A 14,474-nucleotide genomic window follows, 5' to 3' on the forward strand; every position below is an offset into this window, starting at 1 on the left:
CATGGACAACAAGCCGCCTTCAGCGACAATCGAAGCTGCCCACCATGAGCACCTGAGCACCCTGCCGTTCGACGACACCCGCGATTTCGAGGATGCCGACCGAGGTTTCATCGCCGCCCGGCAGCCGTGTGTGATCACCGCGGCTGACGGGCGCGTGGTGTGGGACAACGACGCGTACGACTTCCTGTCCGGGGACGCGCCGACCAGCGTGCACCCCAGCCTGTGGCGGCAGTCGGCCCTGGTCGCCAAGCAGGGACTCTATGAAGTCGTCGAGGGTATCTACCAGGTGCGTGGCTTTGATCTGTCGAACATCACCTTCGTCGAGGGCGACACCGGGATCATCGTGATCGACCCGCTGGTGTCCACCGAGACCGCCGCCGCGGCACTGGCGCTCTACCGCGAACACCGTGGTGACCGGGCGGTCGTCGCCGTCATTTACACCCACAGCCATGTCGACCACTTCGGCGGCGTGCTCGGGGTGACGACGCAGGCCGACGTCGACGCCGGCAAGGTCGCAGTGCTGGCTCCCGAAGGATTCCTCGAGCACGCGGTGCAGGAGAACGTCTACGCGGGAACGGCGATGGCGCGTCGTGCCGGCTACATGTACGGCGCCGTCCTCGAGCGCGGGGCGAAAGGGCAGGTGGGCTGCGGGCTCGGACAGACCCCGTCGACGGGCGAGGTGGCCATCATCGTCCCGACCGTCGACATCCGCGAGACGGGCGAGACGCACACTCTCGACGGTGTGGAGATCGAATTCCAGATGGCGCCGGGCACCGAGGCGCCCGCCGAGATGCACTTCTACTTCCCCCGCTACCGCGCACTGTGCATGGCCGAGAACGCCACGCACAACCTGCACAACCTGCTGACCCTGCGCGGCGCCCTGGTGCGCGACCCGCACGGCTGGGCGGGCTACCTCACCGAGGCCATCGACACCTTCGTCGACCGCGCCGACGTGGTGTTCGCCTCGCATCACTGGCCCACGTGGGGCAGAGAACGGATCGTCGAATTCCTTTCGCTGCAAAGGGATCTGTACTCCTACCTGCACGACCAGACGCTGCGGCAACTCAACCAGGGGTTCACCGGTATCGAGATCGCCGAGGACTTCGTGATGCCGCCGGCGCTGGAACGGGCCTGGCACGCCCACGGGTATTACGGATCGGTCAGCCACAACGTCAAAGCGGTGTACCAGCGCTACATGGGCTGGTTCGACGGCAACCCCGCGCGGTTGTGGCCGCACCCGCCCGAAGCCATCGGGCCGCGTTATGTGGCGGCGATCGGCGGTGTCGACCGAGTTGTCGAGATCGCCCAGTCGGCGTTTGACGAGGGCGATTTCCGTTGGGCCGCAACACTGCTCGATCACGTGATCTTCACCGACGAGAACCACGCGGGGGCTCGGCAGTTGTATGCCGACACTCTCGAACAGCTTGCGTACGGGTCCGAGACCGCGACCTGGCGCAACTTCTTCCTCGCCGGCGCCACCGAACTGCGCGACGGCAACTTCGGTACCCCGACGCAGACTTCGTCCACGTCGATGGCGTCCCAGTTGTCGCCCGAGCAGATGTTCGACGTGTTGGCGATCAGCGTGAACGGTCCGCGGGCCTGGGATCTCGACCTCGCCATCGACATCACGTTCCTCGATGCCGCCACCAACTACCGGCTCACGCTGCGCAACGGCGTGCTGGTCTACCGCAAGGTGCCCGCCGATGCGGCGACCGCTCAGGCGACGCTGAACTTGGCGAGCAAGCTGCGTCTGCTCACGCTGGCGGCGGGGGACAGCACCTCGGCCGGCCTCGAGATCACCGGCGACGCCACGGTTCTCGAGTCGTTGGTCGGGGCTCTGGACAAGCCCGATCCCGGGTTCAACATCGTCACGCCCTGACTTTCCGCGGAATAGCATTCCGGGTTGCGCTCGAAGGCCGAGCCACTGCCAGGAATGCTATTCCGCGGGCCACGGCCGAGATCGAGTCACGCCCCGCCGTCGGCCCGCAGGATGGAGCCCGTGGTGAAACTCGACGCGTCGGACATCAGAAACAGTGCGGCACCGACGATTTCGCTGGGATCGCCAGCCCGCTGAAGCGCACTGTGCGCAAATGGGGTGGCCGACTCCCCGAAGTTCCAAGCCTTGCTGACATCGGTGAGGAACGGCCCGGGCATCAACGTGTTCACCCGGACGGTCGGACCGAACGCCAACGCCAGGCCCTCGGTCATGGCGTTCAGCCCGGCCTTGGACGCCGCGTAGGGCAGGAACGACGGGTGCGGGCGCAGTGAGCCGTGAGTGCTGACGTTGATGATCGTTCCGCTTCCGGCGGCGACCATCCGTTCCCCGATCAGCGCCGACAACCGGAAGGGACCCTTCAGGTTGAGGTTCATCACCGCGTCGAACAGTTTCTCGGTGACATCGGTCAGCGAGCCGTAAAGAGGTGACATACCGGCGTTGTTGACCAGGACGTCGACCCGCCCGAACCGGTCGTAGCAGGCGTCGACCAGCCCGTCGAGTTCGTCCCAGTGCCCTACGTGCACCTGGTACGGAAAGGCGATCCGCCCTGTCTCCGCGGTGATCTCCTCGGCGGTGGCCACGCATGCGTCGTACTTGCGGCTCGCCACGATGACATCGGCCCCGCTGCGCGCCGCCGCGAACGCCATCTCGCGGCCCAACCCGCGACTGCCACCGGTGATCAGTACCACCCTGCCGGTCAGATCAAAAAGCTCTGCCGCGGTGGGGATCTGGGCACTCATGCCGGCTCCTGGACGGCCGACTCCCGGACCACCCGGTGCACGAATCCGAGCTTGGCCACCACGGGCGGGGGAATCGTGAAGGGATACAACGGGTTCTTGCCCATCGCGGTGTTCACCCGGTTGAAGAACAGCGAGATCCACTGCCAGTCGTAGAGCAGTCGCTCGACGGGCACCTCGTCGTAGGACGCCAACGGCGCGGCGTCACGAGGGGCCGCGAACCGGACCTTGTCGGCGTGCAGCACCATCCCCGCTTCCCGGCTTGTGTCGATGGTGTCGGTGATGTGCAGGTAGTGCGCGAAGCACTCCGCGAAGTCCTCCCACGGGTGCATGGTGGCGTACTCGGAGATGAAGTCGCGGTGCCAGTCCTCGGGTGCGCCGAACCGGTAGTGGCGGTCGATCGCCTCGCTGTAGCCGGCCCGTTCGTCTCCGAAGAGTCTCCTGCAGTCGTCGAGATATCTGTCGGCGCCGGGGCCGGTCTCGACAAGAACGTTCTGGTAGTAGTGGCCCACCTCGTGGCGGAAGTGGCCGAGCATGGTGCGGTACGGCTCGCCGAGGCGCACCCGCAACGACTCCCGGTACGCGTCGAGCGACTCGACGAGGTCGATCGTGATGACGCCGTTCGCGTGGCCGATCGTCACCCGCTGTCCCTCGCTGTAACTGGACAGCAGGTCGAAGGCCAGGCCGCCATCGCGCCGCCAGAAGGGTTCCACGGGCAGGCCGATGTCCATCAGCTGGTACACCAACCGGCGCAGCGCGGCGGCCGTCGGCACCAGCTTCTCCCGGGCCGGGGTGTCCGCCGCGTCGGGTTCGCGGCGGATCAACGAGTCCGACAGGCATCGCCCGCGCTGATAGGCGTCGCTCTCCTCGTCGGGCACCAGCCAGTTGCAGCCCAGCGTCGTGTGTTGGGTGCACAGGATCCACCGCTGGCCGTCGACGCGGGCGGCGCCGTTGTCGAGCGCGAGCATCTCCTTCGACGGCAGATGTAGCCCCACCGCCGATCCGCAGGCTGCACAGTGGTCCGCCTCGAACGGCGTGAAGGCGTTGCACACGGGACAGGCGAAGGCGCGCATTGGCCATATGGTGTCACGGTGCAATTGCTTATGGTCCGACATGCGCTGCCGTTGCGGAGCGAACCCGGGCAGGGGTCTGACCCTCGCCTGTCCGCCGAAGGGATCGAGCAGGCGGCGAGACTGCCGGAAGCACTCAGCCGGTTCCCCGTTCGGCGCGTGGTGAGTAGCCCCCAGGTCCGGGCGATCGAGACCGCTCAGCCGCTGGCAGACGCATTGGGCATCGCCGTGGAGGTCGACGACCGACTCGCCGAATACGACCGCGACATGGCCCATTACATCCCGGTGGAACAGATCGCCGCCGAGAACCCGGCGGAGATGGAGCGGCTGATCAACGGCAAGCTGCCCAGCGGCGTCGACGAAGCCGAGTTCCTGGGCCGGGTCAGGGCCGCCGTCGACGATCTGGTCGCCGGCACCGACCACGACGACACCGTGGCCGTCTTCAGCCACGGCGGCGTGATCAACGTGCTGCTGCACCAGATCCTGGGCACCGAGCGGCTGCTGTCGTTCAACGTCGACTACGCCTCGGTGACGCGCCTCCTGTCGTCGCGCACCGGCCGTCTATGGGTGGCGGCGGTCAACGGCACCGAACACGTATGGGACCTCCTCCCCCGGAATCAGCGGTGGTAGACAAGTCCCGTGACTGACCTCGATGGCCTCGATCTGACCGCCCTGGATCGACACCTGCGCGACACCGGGATTCCGCGAACCGGGGCGCTGCGTGCGGAGTTGGTGTCCGGCGGCCGGTCGAACCTGACGTTCCTGGTGTCCGACGACGCGTCCCAGTGGGTGCTGCGCCGCCCGCCGCTGCACGGGCTCACCCCGTCCGCGCACGACATGGCGCGCGAGTACCGCGTGGTCGCGGCGCTGGCCGACACTGCTGTCCCGGTGGCCCGTGCGGTCACGATGCGCAACGACGACACCGTGCTCGGCGCGCCGTTCCAGATGGTGGCCTACGTACCGGGCAACGTGGTGCGCTACACCGAGCAACTCGCGGCGCTCGGGGACCGGGCCACCATCGAGTCCTGCGTGGACGCACTGATCACGGTGCTCGCCGACCTGCACGCGGTGGACCCCGACGCGGTCGGCCTCGGAGACTTCGGAAAGCCGAGCGGTTACCTCGAGCGCCAGGTGCGCCGGTGGGGTTCGCAGTGGGACCTGGTCAAGCAGGACGACGACCCCTGCGACAACGACGTCCGCACCCTGCATACGAAGCTGACGCAGGCCATTCCCCCGCAGAGTCGCACCGCGATCGTGCACGGGGACTATCGCATCGACAACACCATCCTGGACGCCGACGACCCGACCAAGGTGATCGCCGTGCTCGACTGGGAGATGTCCACCCTGGGCGACCCGCTCAGCGACGCCGCACTGATGTGTGTTTACCGGCACCCGACGTTTCACCTCGTCCACGCCGACGCCGCATGGGCCTCCGAACTGATCCCGCCGGCCGACGTGCTCGCCGAGAAGTATTCGCGTGCCGCCGGCCAGTCCCTGGATCACTGGGACTTCTACATGGCGCTGGCCTACTTCAAGCTCGCCATCATCGGGGCGGGCATCGCCTACCGCGCCAGGGAGAGCGGAGTCACCGACGATACGGATAAGGTTGCAGAGGCTGTCGCACCGCTGATCGCCGCGGGTCTGACCGAACTGTCCTGACGTTTCGCCCGTGGTCCTCGGGGGTAGAGATGCGCGTGGCCCGAAGAAGCGCCGTGAAAATTTTCCCCAGGATGAGAAGAAGGCGAGCGGCCATGAAGCGTGATGTCGGTGCAGAGTTGGACGTGGAGATCACCGCCCCGACCACCCTGGAATTCCAGATCGCGGTGGCCCCGCAACCGGGCGCCGAAGTCACCGAGTCGCTGACATTCGTGTTGGACGGCAAGGAGATTCCGCTGGCTGACATCCGGGAGATCGCGGGCGACCACGGCAACCGGATCCACACCTTCGAGGCCCCCGTCGGCAACCTGAAGGTGAGCTACTCGGCGACCGTCGTCGGTGAGGCCGACCCCGCTCCGCTGCGCGACATCGACATGTCGACTTACCTGCGGCCCAGTCGGTACGCCGAGGCCGACAAGTTCTACGGCTTCGCCGCCACAGAGTTCGGCGAGTTCGCCGACTCGGCCACGCTTCTGGAGAAGGTCTCGTCGTGGGTCGGCACCCGGCTCAGCTACGTGCCCGGTTCGAGCGACCCGATCGACGGTGCCGCCGACACGGTGCTGGCCGGCGCCGGCGTGTGCCGCGATTATGCGCACCTCGTCGTCGCACTGCTGCGCGCGGTGAACGTGCCCGCCCGGTTGGTGGCCGTCTACGCGCCGGGATGCGAGCCGATGGACTTCCACGCGGTGGCCGAGGCGTTCGTCGAGGGGCAGTGGCGGGTGGTCGACGCAACGTGTCTGGCGCCGCGGCAGTCGATGGTGCGCATCGCGACAGGTCGCGATGCGGCCGACACCGCGTTCCTGGACAACCACAAGGGCGCCATCACGCTGAACAACATGACCGTGACCGCGACGGTCGACGGTGACCTGCCGCGGGATTCGCTCGACCAGCTGGTGTCGATCCGGTAGCGCCCGCTACAGCCCGGCCTTGAGGTTCTTCTTGGCCGCACGCCGCAACTGGTGGATGCGGACCGCACCGACTGCCACGGTCAGCAGCCCGCCGGCCACCGCCGCGAACAGGATGGCGACTCCGAGCGGCAGGGACCAGTGCCAGCCGAGGAACGCGAACTCCGCCGACTCGGTGTTCTGGGCGATGAAGATCAGCAGGATGATCAGGACCAGGAAACCGAGGATGAGTGACGCCCACAAGGCCGCGGCTTTGGTGAACTTGACCGCCGACTCGGGCGGCGGCGGGGTCCGCTGCGGCGGCGGTGGCGGTGGTGGCGGCGGGTCAGCCGTCGCGAACGGATCGCTGGTCATAGGTCCATCTTTGCCCTTTCGCACGTTGAATGAAACCGAAACGCAGGTGGCGATAGGGTCACAACAAGTTTTGGCAGACTCTGCAGCCCGAGAGGACGTTTGCGTGAACAGCTCCCGACGAACCATCCGGTACCGGCTGCTCGCCGCTCTGGCGGCAGTGTTCGCGCTGATCACTGCCGCATGTGGCAGCTCGAATCCCCTGGGTGGCGGCGAGATCTCCGGTGACCTGATGTCGATCAAGGTGGGTTCTGCGGACTTCACCGAATCGAAGATCATCGCCGAGATCTACGCCCAGGCGCTGGAGGCCAACGGATTCACCATCACCCGCCAATTCGGCATCGGCAGTCGGGAGACCTACATCCCCGCGGTGCAGGACCACTCCATCGACCTGATCCCGGAGTACACCGGCAACCTGCTGCAGTACTTCGACGAGCAGAGCACCGCCACCACCTCCGACGAGGTGCTGTTGGCGTTGTTCAAGGCGTTGCCCGGCGATCTGTCGATCCTCTATCCGTCGCCCGCCGAGGACAAGGACACCATCGCGGTGACCGAGGAGACCGCGCAGCGCTGGAACCTCACGTCGCTCGCCGACCTCGCCCCCCGCTCCGCGGAGGTCAAAGTCGGTGCGCCCTCGGAGTTCCAGACCCGCCAGACCGGACTGGTGGGGCTCAAGGAGAAGTACGGCATCGACATCGCGCCGGCGAACTTCATCGCGATCAGCGACGGCGGCGGACCGGCGACGGTGCAGGCGCTGACCGGCGGGACGGTCGACGCCGCGAACATCTTCAGCACGTCGCCGGCGATCGAGCAGAACAATCTGGTGGTCCTCGAGGATCCCGAGAACGCGTTCCTGTCGGCGAACGTGGTGCCGCTGGTCGCCTCGCAGAAGATGTCCGACGAGCTCAAGACAGTGCTCGACGCCGTCAGCGCGAAACTGACCACCGAGGGTCTGATCGAGCTGAACACCTCGGTCGAGGGCAACCAGGGCGTCGATCCCGATGAGGCAGCGGAGAAGTGGATCGCGGACAACGGCTTCGACCAACCCGTCCAGAAGTAGACGAAGGGTAAACGCGCCTTGATCACGTTCGAGAACGTCACCAAGAAGTACCCGGACGGCACCGTCGCGGTCGACGATCTGACGCTGGAGGTGCCGGAGGGAACCCTCGCGGTGTTCGTCGGCCCGTCAGGGTGCGGCAAGACCACCTCGATGCGGATGATCAACCGGATGATCGATCCGACGTCGGGCACCCTGAGTGTCGACGGCGAGGACGTCACCAAGGTCGATGCCGTGAAGCTGCGGCTGGGCATGGGCTACGTCATCCAGAGTGCCGGCCTGATGCCGCACCTGCGGGTCGTCGACAACGTCGCGACCGTGCCGGTTCTTCGTGGCGAATCGCGGCGCAGTGCAAGGAAATCCGCGATCGGTGTGCTCGAGCGGGTCGGGCTGGATCCCAAGCTCGCCGATCGCTACCCGGCGCAGCTCTCCGGCGGGCAGCAGCAGCGCGTCGGGGTGGCCCGGGCGCTTGCGGCGGACCCGCCGATCCTGCTGATGGACGAGCCGTTCAGCGCCGTCGACCCGGTGGTCCGCGAGGATCTGCAAGCCGAGATCCTGCGTCTGCAAAGCGAACTGCACAAGACGATCGTGTTCGTCACCCACGACATCGATGAGGCGATCAAGCTGGGCGACAAGGTTGCGGTATTCGGTCGCGGAGGCAAGCTGCAGCAGTACGACGCGCCCCAACGGCTGCTGTCCAATCCGGCCAACGATGCCGTCGCCGGGTTTGTCGGCGCCGACCGCGGCTACCGCGGACTGCAGTTCTTCCACGCGACCGGACTGCCGTTGCACAACATCCGCCATCTTCCCGAACCCGAAATCGACTCGCTCACACTGGATCCGGGTGATTGGGCACTGGTCACCAGGCCCGACGGCACGCCCTACGCCTGGATCGATGCCGCCGGGGTCGAACTGCACCGCGACGGCAGCACCCTCTACGACAGCACCACCGCCGGTGGATCACTGTTCCGCCCGGACGGCACCCTGAGGCTGGCGCTCGATGCGGCGCTGTCGTCACCGGCCGGACTCGGGGTGGCAGTGGATGCCGACGGGCAGGTGATCGGCGGGGTGAAGGCCGAAGACGTGCTCGCCGCGCTGAACACCCAGCGGCAGAACGGCTGACCCGCCGATGCAGTATCTGGTCACCCACCTCGACGACCTGTGGACGCTGACGCTGATCCATCTGCGACTGTCGCTCATCCCGATCGTCCTCGGTCTGCTGATCGCCGTGCCGCTCGGTGCGCTGGTGCAACGCACCACGGTGTTCCGGCGGCTGACGACCATCACCGCGAGCATCATCTTCACGATCCCGTCGCTGGCGCTGTTCGTGGTGCTGCCGCTGATCATCCCGACCCGAATCCTCGATGAGGCCAACGTCATCGTCGCGCTCACGCTGTACACGGTGGCGCTGCTGGTGCGGGCGGTCCCGGAGGCGCTGGACGCGGTGTCACCCGCGGTGCTCGACGCCGCCACCGCGATCGGCTACCGGCCGCTCACCAGGATGTTGAAAATAGAACTGCCACTGGCGCTCCCGGTGCTCATCGCCAGCCTGCGGGTGGTCGCCGTCACCAACATCTCGATGGTCGCGGTCGGTTCGGTGATCGGTATCGGCGGTCTCGGTACCTGGTTCACGGAGGGCTACCAGGCGAACAAGAGCGACCAGATCGTCGCGGGCATCATCGCGATCTTCGTGCTGGCCGTCGTCATCGACACGCTGATCATGCTCGTGGGCAAGATGCTCACGCCCTGGACCCGAGCCGCCGAACCCGGCCGCGTCGCCAAGGCGGGAGCGGCGACGTGAACTTCCTCGAGCAGGCACTGTCCTTCATCTTCACCGCCGCCAACTGGGGTGGCCCCGCCGGACTGGGTGCGCGCACCATCGAGCACCTCCAGTACACCGCGATCGCCGTCGTCTTCTCGGTGCTGATCGCGGTTCCGATCGGCATGATCATCGGCCACACCGGGCGCGGCACGTTCCTGGTGGTGACCGGCGTCAACGCGCTTCGTGCCCTGCCGACGCTGGGCGTCCTGCTCCTCGGGGTCCTGCTGTGGGGACTGGGTCTGATCCCGCCGACGGTCGCGCTCATGCTGCTCGGCATCCCGCCGCTGCTGGCGGGCACGTACTCGGGTATCGCGAACGTCGACCGGTCGGTGGTGGACGCCGCCCGATCGATGGGCATGACCGAGTCGCGGATCCTGCTGCGCGTCGAGACCCCCAACGCGCTGCCGCTGATCCTCGGCGGGTTGCGCACCGCGACGCTGCAGATCGTGGCGACCGCCACGGTCGCGGCCTACGCCAGCCTCGGGGGGCTGGGGCGGTACCTGATCGACGGCATCAAGGTGCGGGAGTTCCACATCGCTCTGGTGGGCGCACTGATGGTCACCGTGCTGGCGTTGATCCTCGACGCGGTGCTCGCCTACGCGGTGTGGGCGTCGGTGCCGGGAACCGGGCGACTGGGTCGGCTGCGTCGGATCCCGCAGCCTCTCATCGGTGACGAGGTCGCGCTCGAATCACGTCCGCACGTCAGTTCTCGACCCAGTTTCGAAGCCCGCCACGAACGAGGGGACCCGTCGCATACGGTAGGGGGATGAGTGAAGAAAGTCGCTCTGATGCGAGCTCTGCCGCCTACCCCGCGATCCTGACGTGGCGGGCACACGACGTGCCCAGGATGGAGTCGGTGCGCGTCCAGCTCTCGGGTGACCGCATCAAGGCCTACGGCAGGATCGTGGCGGCGGCCACCGAGTCGCACCCGGCTTTCAGCGCCTCCTACGACCTGGTCACCGACGAGGTCGGAGCGACGAAGAGATTGTCACTGACCGTCACCCTCGCCGAGCGGGAGCGCCAGCTCTCCATCGCCCGCGACGAGGAGAGCATGTGGCTGGTCCAGGACCACAACGGTCAGACCAGCAGGTCGGACTTCGACGGCGCCCTCGACGTCGACGTGATCTTCAGCCCGTTCTTCAACGCGCTGCCTATTCGACGCACCGGCGTGCACCGCACGGGCGAGAAGACCGAGCTGATGCCCGTCGTCTACGTCCGGGTCCCCGATCTGTCGGTGGACGTCGCGACGATCAGCTACAGCTCCGGAGCCAACGGCCTCGAGGTGCACTCGCCGGTGGCCGATACGCCGATCACGGTCGATTCCGACGGCTTCATCCTGGACTACCCCGGGTTGGCAACGCGGATCTGATCACCCCGCCGGCACGTCCGGCGGCGGCGAGTTCGTCGCGCCAGCCCTCGGCGCCGACGACGGTGGCGATGATCTCCGGCCGGCTGTAGCCCTCGTAGCGGATCCGTGCGGCGTGACCGGCTTCCACCAGCGCCGACACCGGCTGGCCGGCTGCCAACTGGTCGCGTGCCTCGCCGAGCAGCAGCATCGCGTGCTCGAGCACGGGCACCAGTTGCGCGGCGTTGGCTTCGCACATCGCCCGCACCAGGTCCGGGGCGGTCGCCGCGACACGGGTGCCGTCGCGGAACGACCCTGCGGCCAACGCAAACGCCAACGGCACCTCGCCGGCCGTGGCGGCGAGCGCCTCGGCCAGCAGGTGAGGCAGATGCGAGATGGTCGCGGCGGCGGCGTCGTGCTCGTCGGAGCGGGCGGGGACGACGACGGCCCGGCAGTCCAGCGCCAGATGCATCACCTGCGTCCACACCGCCGCGTCGACGTGATCGTCGACGCTGATCACCCACGGTGCGCCGGCGAACAGGTCGGCGCTGCCGGCGATCCACCCCGAATGTGCGGTGCCCGCCATCGGATGCCCGCCGACAAAGCGTTCCAGCAGTCCGGCGGCGCGCACCGCGTCGCGCACGGCACCCTTGACGCTGGTGACGTCGGTCAAAGGGCAGTCCGGTGCGACCTCGCGGATGTGTCCCAGCATCTGCGGCAGCGCGGGCACGGGCACTGCCAGGACGATCAACGCTCCGGTGGCCGCCGCCCGCGACAGCGCCTCATCGAGGTGGCCCGTGGCATCGAAACCGTCGAACCGCGCTGCGTCGACGCCGTCCACCGATCGGTTGTAGCCGAACACCTCGCGACCGGCCGCCGTGGCCGCCCGCATGACCGAGCCGCCGATCAGTCCCAGACCGACCACACACACCGGTGTCTTCGTCACGGTCCAAGGTTGGCACATCAGCGCGCCCGTGCGACGTCAGGAGGTACGGACTCGCTGGTCATGGCCCTGACGGGGGACTACCGTACGTGACATGGGAGCGCAGAGTGCACAGCCGCAGAAGAGGGCCGTGGATGTGCCGGATGGCTTCGGTGTGGCCGTCGTCCGGGAGGACGGAAAATGGCGGTGCACCGCGATGCGTGCCGCAGCTTTGACCAGCTTGACCGCCGCCGAGACCGAGCTGCGTGAACTACGCAGTGCCGGAGCGGTTTTCGGCCTGCTGGACATCGACGACGAGTTCTTCGTGATCGTGCGCCCGGCTCCGTCGGGAACCAAGTTGCTGCTATCGGATGCCACCGCGGCGCTGGACTACGACATCGCCGCGGAGGTGCTCGAGAAGCTCGATGCGGACATCGAGGACGAGGATCTCGAACGTGCCGACCCGTTCGAGGAGGGCGATCTCGGGCTGCTGTCCGACATCGGGCTGCCCGAAGCGGTGCTGGGCGTCATCCTCGACGAGAGCGACGACCTCTACGCCGACGAGCAGTTGGGCCGGATCGCCAGGGAGATGGGCTTCGCCGACGAGCTGGCGGCGGTGCTCGAGCGACTGGATCGGTGACCGACGACGACCTGATCCGGGCTGCGTTGGCCGCCGCTCGCGGCGCGGGGCCCAGGGACGTGCCGATCGGTGCCGTCGTCATCGATGCCGACGGGACCGAACTGGCCCGCGCAGCCAACGCCCGCGAGGAACTCGGCGACCCCACCGCGCACGCGGAGATCCTGGCGCTGCGCGCTGCCGCGCTGGTCATGGGTGACGGCTGGCGGCTGGAAGGTGCCACGCTCGCGGTGACTGTGGAGCCCTGCACGATGTGTGCGGGTGCGCTGGTGATGGCGCGGGTCGCGCGGGTGGTGTTCGGGGCGTGGGAGCCGAAGACAGGCGCGGTCGGTTCGCTGTGGGACGTGGTCCGCGACCGGCGGCTGACACACCGGCCGCAGGTCCGCGGGGGAGTGCTCGCCGACGAATGCGCCGGCCTGCTGGGGGAGTTCTTCGCCCGCCAGCGCTGAGCGTTCGCTTTCGCCGAGTGTGAACCCACGGCTGTGCTTTGGGTGGTTTCAGCGACCACCAGTTCACTTTCGTGTGGCTGACAGTCGGCGGTTTGGGCAGATAGCCGCTCGTCGGTAAGCTGCCACACGGTGGCGTGTCCGAGCGGCCTAAGGAGCACGCCTCGAAAGCGTGTGACGGGTAACCCCCGTCCGAGGGTTCAAATCCCTCCGCCACCGCCACGCAGATCGCCCCGGCTCACGTCGGGGCTTTCCGCTATCCGGAGCCGGTTCCGGCGTCGACGGTGACCATGGCGCACGGTGAGCTTGCCGAGGTGGCCGCGCCTGCTGCCATACACATCCGGCTGTCCGTCGCTGCGCCGACGGCAGGCATCGCAGCGGTGATCGGGACGCCGAACAGGTTGAGCTGGTTGAGGATCACCACCACGGCATAACCGTCGTGATCGCCGGTGGTGGTCGTGTCGGTGTTGTAGGCGTTCGCCAGAGAGACCGTGCCGCCCAACCGTGCCCGGCCGCTGGCGATGAGATCTGCCGCGAGCGCGTCTCTGGCCACGTTCGACGACACGTAACCGTGCCGGGGCAGCAAGCCGGTCCAGACGAGTTCCTCGGTGCTGAATGCCCCGCTCCAGACGTAACCGCTGCTGGTCTCGACCGGGTCGGGTCCGAAGATCCGGCCGTGGTTGTTGTCCACCAGGAAGAAGTCGTCCGAGTAGCCGACCAGCAGGCCCCAAGGCTGCTGCCCGTAGCGGCGATCGTCGATGAGTCCCCGGAAACCGGTGCTGTGGAAGAGGCGGGGTGGGAATCCGGCACGGCGCATCGCGGCGTTGAGTTTCCACGCCGCCCCCAGGGCACTCTTCGACGTCGGATCGACGATGACCACGTTGATCGGTTCGAGCACCGTTCTGCCTTCGTACGGCAACCCGCCGTAGTCGGCGATGTTGCCGGTCCACTCCAGCATCCATTTGCCGATGTCGCCGTATTCCGTCGTGACCTGGTCGGCGGGCGAAGGAGCTACAGGCGTTGGCGTCTCGACGTTCGATGCAGCCGAGGTGTCCTGGTTTTCGCGGCGAGGCTGCGGCAGCACATCGAGCACCAACGTCTCCGGCGCCGCCGCGGAGCCGCCTTTTCGGCTCGACCTGCTCTCGATGGCGAGTGACTGCTCGTCGCCGGGTGCGTCATCGTGAGACTCCGTCACGCCCGCGAGCGAGGCCGGCGGCGCTGACGCGGGATCGTCGTCGGCCCGGGAGCGCCGATCGGTGTCGCTGCCGGTGTCGTCGCTTGTGTCGTCGGAGGCTTCGTCCTGCGTGTCCCGCTCTGTGGACTCGGTCGTCTGCCTTTTCGGCGACTTGGCCGCACTCGAATCTGCGGTGGTGTCCCCACCAGTCGACGACTGCGAAGGACGGTCGCCACCGGAATTGCTGGACGGTGTGTCAGCACCGGCGACCGCGGTGCCACCGGCGACCGCCGCCGCCCCGATCCCCAGGGCCACCGCCAGCAGTCCGACGCGGCCGACGTACATCGAGCTGCGTC

At 67.5% G+C, this 14,474-nt stretch carries 16 protein-coding genes and 1 tRNA gene; 12 read left to right on the top strand and 5 right to left on the bottom strand.

Translation table 11 applies throughout. From position 1 onward, the window contains the following. Position 1: 1 nt before the first annotated feature. Positions 2–1,879: an alkyl sulfatase dimerization domain-containing protein gene (locus ABDC78_RS18110; protein WP_178360638.1), complete on the top strand. Its 1,878-nt coding sequence runs from the start codon at positions 2–4 to the stop codon at positions 1,877–1,879. An 86-nt stretch (positions 1,880–1,965) separates the two neighbouring features. Here ABDC78_RS18110 and ABDC78_RS18115 read toward each other — a convergent pair whose 3' ends face one another. Further along, a complete protein-coding gene (locus tag ABDC78_RS18115; RefSeq protein WP_178360639.1) occupies positions 1,966–2,736 on the bottom strand; it encodes an SDR family oxidoreductase in 771 nt (256 codons plus the stop codon). Next, positions 2,733–3,806, bottom strand: a complete 1,074-nt coding sequence (locus ABDC78_RS18120; RefSeq protein WP_178360640.1) for a putative zinc-binding metallopeptidase — start codon at positions 3,804–3,806, stop codon at positions 2,733–2,735. Before ABDC78_RS18120 ends, ABDC78_RS18115 begins: the two co-directional genes overlap by 4 nt. 18 nt (positions 3,807–3,824) lie before the next feature. Between ABDC78_RS18120 and ABDC78_RS18125 the strand changes: the two genes are divergently transcribed. From ABDC78_RS18125 to ABDC78_RS18135, 3 genes are all read left to right on the top strand, one after another. After that, a complete protein-coding gene (locus ABDC78_RS18125) occupies positions 3,825–4,433 on the top strand; it encodes a histidine phosphatase family protein (RefSeq protein ID WP_178360641.1) in 609 nt (202 codons plus the stop codon). 9 nt (positions 4,434–4,442) lie between these two features. Beyond that, entirely contained in the window at positions 4,443–5,462 is a 1,020-nt protein-coding gene (locus tag ABDC78_RS18130) for a phosphotransferase family protein (RefSeq protein WP_178360642.1), read from the top strand. Positions 5,463–5,554: 92 nt separating this feature from the next. Continuing rightward, complete coding sequence (locus tag ABDC78_RS18135; RefSeq protein ID WP_178360643.1) at positions 5,555–6,367, top strand: transglutaminase family protein; 813 nt, start codon at positions 5,555–5,557, stop codon at positions 6,365–6,367. Positions 6,368–6,373: 6 nt separating this feature from the next. On the opposite strand, the gene ABDC78_RS18140 is transcribed toward ABDC78_RS18135, so the two are convergent. Further along, the gene (locus ABDC78_RS18140; protein WP_178360644.1) at positions 6,374–6,718 is read right to left on the bottom strand and encodes a lipopolysaccharide assembly protein LapA domain-containing protein; all 345 of its coding nucleotides are present in this window, start codon (positions 6,716–6,718) and stop codon (positions 6,374–6,376) included. A gap of 103 nt (positions 6,719–6,821) precedes the next feature. Here ABDC78_RS18140 and ABDC78_RS18145 point away from each other — a divergent pair, with 103 nt between their 5' ends. The 5 genes from ABDC78_RS18145 to ABDC78_RS18165 are packed head-to-tail and all read left to right on the top strand — an operon-like array spanning position 6,822 to position 10,963. Then, positions 6,822–7,775, top strand: a complete 954-nt coding sequence (locus ABDC78_RS18145; protein WP_347133127.1) for an ABC transporter substrate-binding protein — start codon at positions 6,822–6,824, stop codon at positions 7,773–7,775. Between the two features lie 18 nt (positions 7,776–7,793). Next, positions 7,794–8,894 (top strand): ATP-binding cassette domain-containing protein, encoded by a 1,101-nt coding sequence (locus ABDC78_RS18150; RefSeq protein WP_178360645.1) that lies wholly within the window; start codon positions 7,794–7,796, stop codon positions 8,892–8,894. A gap of 7 nt (positions 8,895–8,901) precedes the next feature. Beyond that, a complete protein-coding gene (locus ABDC78_RS18155) occupies positions 8,902–9,573 on the top strand; it encodes an ABC transporter permease (RefSeq protein ID WP_178360646.1) in 672 nt (223 codons plus the stop codon). Further along, positions 9,570–10,364, top strand: a complete 795-nt coding sequence (locus ABDC78_RS18160; protein ID WP_178360647.1) for an ABC transporter permease — start codon at positions 9,570–9,572, stop codon at positions 10,362–10,364. The genes ABDC78_RS18155 and ABDC78_RS18160 overlap by 4 nt, the downstream gene beginning before the upstream one ends. Beyond that, positions 10,361–10,963 carry a putative glycolipid-binding domain-containing protein gene (locus ABDC78_RS18165; protein WP_178360648.1) on the top strand — a complete coding sequence of 201 codons (603 nt, stop codon included), beginning with the start codon at positions 10,361–10,363 and terminating at the stop codon, positions 10,961–10,963. The genes ABDC78_RS18160 and ABDC78_RS18165 overlap by 4 nt, the downstream gene beginning before the upstream one ends. Here ABDC78_RS18165 and ABDC78_RS18170 read toward each other — a convergent pair. After that, the gene (locus ABDC78_RS18170) at positions 10,926–11,870 is read right to left on the bottom strand and encodes a prephenate dehydrogenase (RefSeq protein WP_347133518.1); all 945 of its coding nucleotides are present in this window, start codon (positions 11,868–11,870) and stop codon (positions 10,926–10,928) included. The two genes, ABDC78_RS18165 and ABDC78_RS18170, sit on opposite strands and share 38 nt — an antisense overlap. Positions 11,871–11,976: 106 nt before the next feature. On the opposite strand from ABDC78_RS18170, the gene ABDC78_RS18175 reads away from it, so the two are divergent. From ABDC78_RS18175 to ABDC78_RS18185, 3 genes are all read left to right on the top strand, one after another. Further along, a complete protein-coding gene (locus ABDC78_RS18175) occupies positions 11,977–12,501 on the top strand; it encodes a tRNA adenosine deaminase-associated protein (protein WP_178360650.1) in 525 nt (174 codons plus the stop codon). Beyond that, positions 12,498–12,947 (top strand): nucleoside deaminase, encoded by a 450-nt coding sequence (locus ABDC78_RS18180; protein WP_178360651.1) that lies wholly within the window; start codon positions 12,498–12,500, stop codon positions 12,945–12,947. Before ABDC78_RS18175 ends, ABDC78_RS18180 begins: the two co-directional genes overlap by 4 nt. Before the next feature lie 128 nt (positions 12,948–13,075). Further along, positions 13,076–13,166: transfer RNA gene (locus tag ABDC78_RS18185), tRNA-Ser, on the top strand. Positions 13,167–13,200: 34 nt separating this feature from the next. Here the strand turns inward: ABDC78_RS18185 and ABDC78_RS18190 are convergent. Further along, entirely contained in the window at positions 13,201–14,463 is a 1,263-nt protein-coding gene (locus ABDC78_RS18190) for a hypothetical protein (protein WP_178360652.1), read from the bottom strand. Positions 14,464–14,474 lie beyond the last annotated feature (11 nt).

The sequence above is a fragment of the Mycobacterium sp. DL genome (assembly GCF_039729195.1).
Taxonomy (GTDB): domain Bacteria; phylum Actinomycetota; class Actinomycetes; order Mycobacteriales; family Mycobacteriaceae; genus Mycobacterium; species Mycobacterium hippocampi_A.

Bases quoted from the DNA above. Each gene is read 5' to 3' on its own strand.
- ABDC78_RS18110 (WP_178360638.1), top strand. From the start codon at position 2: ATGGACAACAAGCCGCCTTCAGCGACAATCGAAGCTGCCCACCATGAG.
- ABDC78_RS18115 (WP_178360639.1), bottom strand. From the start codon at position 2,736: ATGAGTGCCCAGATCCCCACCGCGGCAGAGCTTTTTGATCTGACCGGC.
- ABDC78_RS18120 (WP_178360640.1), bottom strand. From the start codon at position 3,806: ATGCGCGCCTTCGCCTGTCCCGTGTGCAACGCCTTCACGCCGTTCGAG.
- ABDC78_RS18135 (WP_178360643.1), top strand. From the start codon at position 5,555: ATGAAGCGTGATGTCGGTGCAGAGTTGGACGTGGAGATCACCGCCCCG.
- ABDC78_RS18140 (WP_178360644.1), bottom strand. From the start codon at position 6,718: ATGACCAGCGATCCGTTCGCGACGGCTGACCCGCCGCCACCACCGCCA.
- ABDC78_RS18155 (WP_178360646.1), top strand. From the start codon at position 8,902: ATGCAGTATCTGGTCACCCACCTCGACGACCTGTGGACGCTGACGCTG.
- ABDC78_RS18165 (WP_178360648.1), top strand. From the start codon at position 10,361: ATGAGTGAAGAAAGTCGCTCTGATGCGAGCTCTGCCGCCTACCCCGCG.
- ABDC78_RS18175 (WP_178360650.1), top strand. From the start codon at position 11,977: ATGGGAGCGCAGAGTGCACAGCCGCAGAAGAGGGCCGTGGATGTGCCG.
- ABDC78_RS18190 (WP_178360652.1), bottom strand. From the start codon at position 14,463: ATGTACGTCGGCCGCGTCGGACTGCTGGCGGTGGCCCTGGGGATCGGG.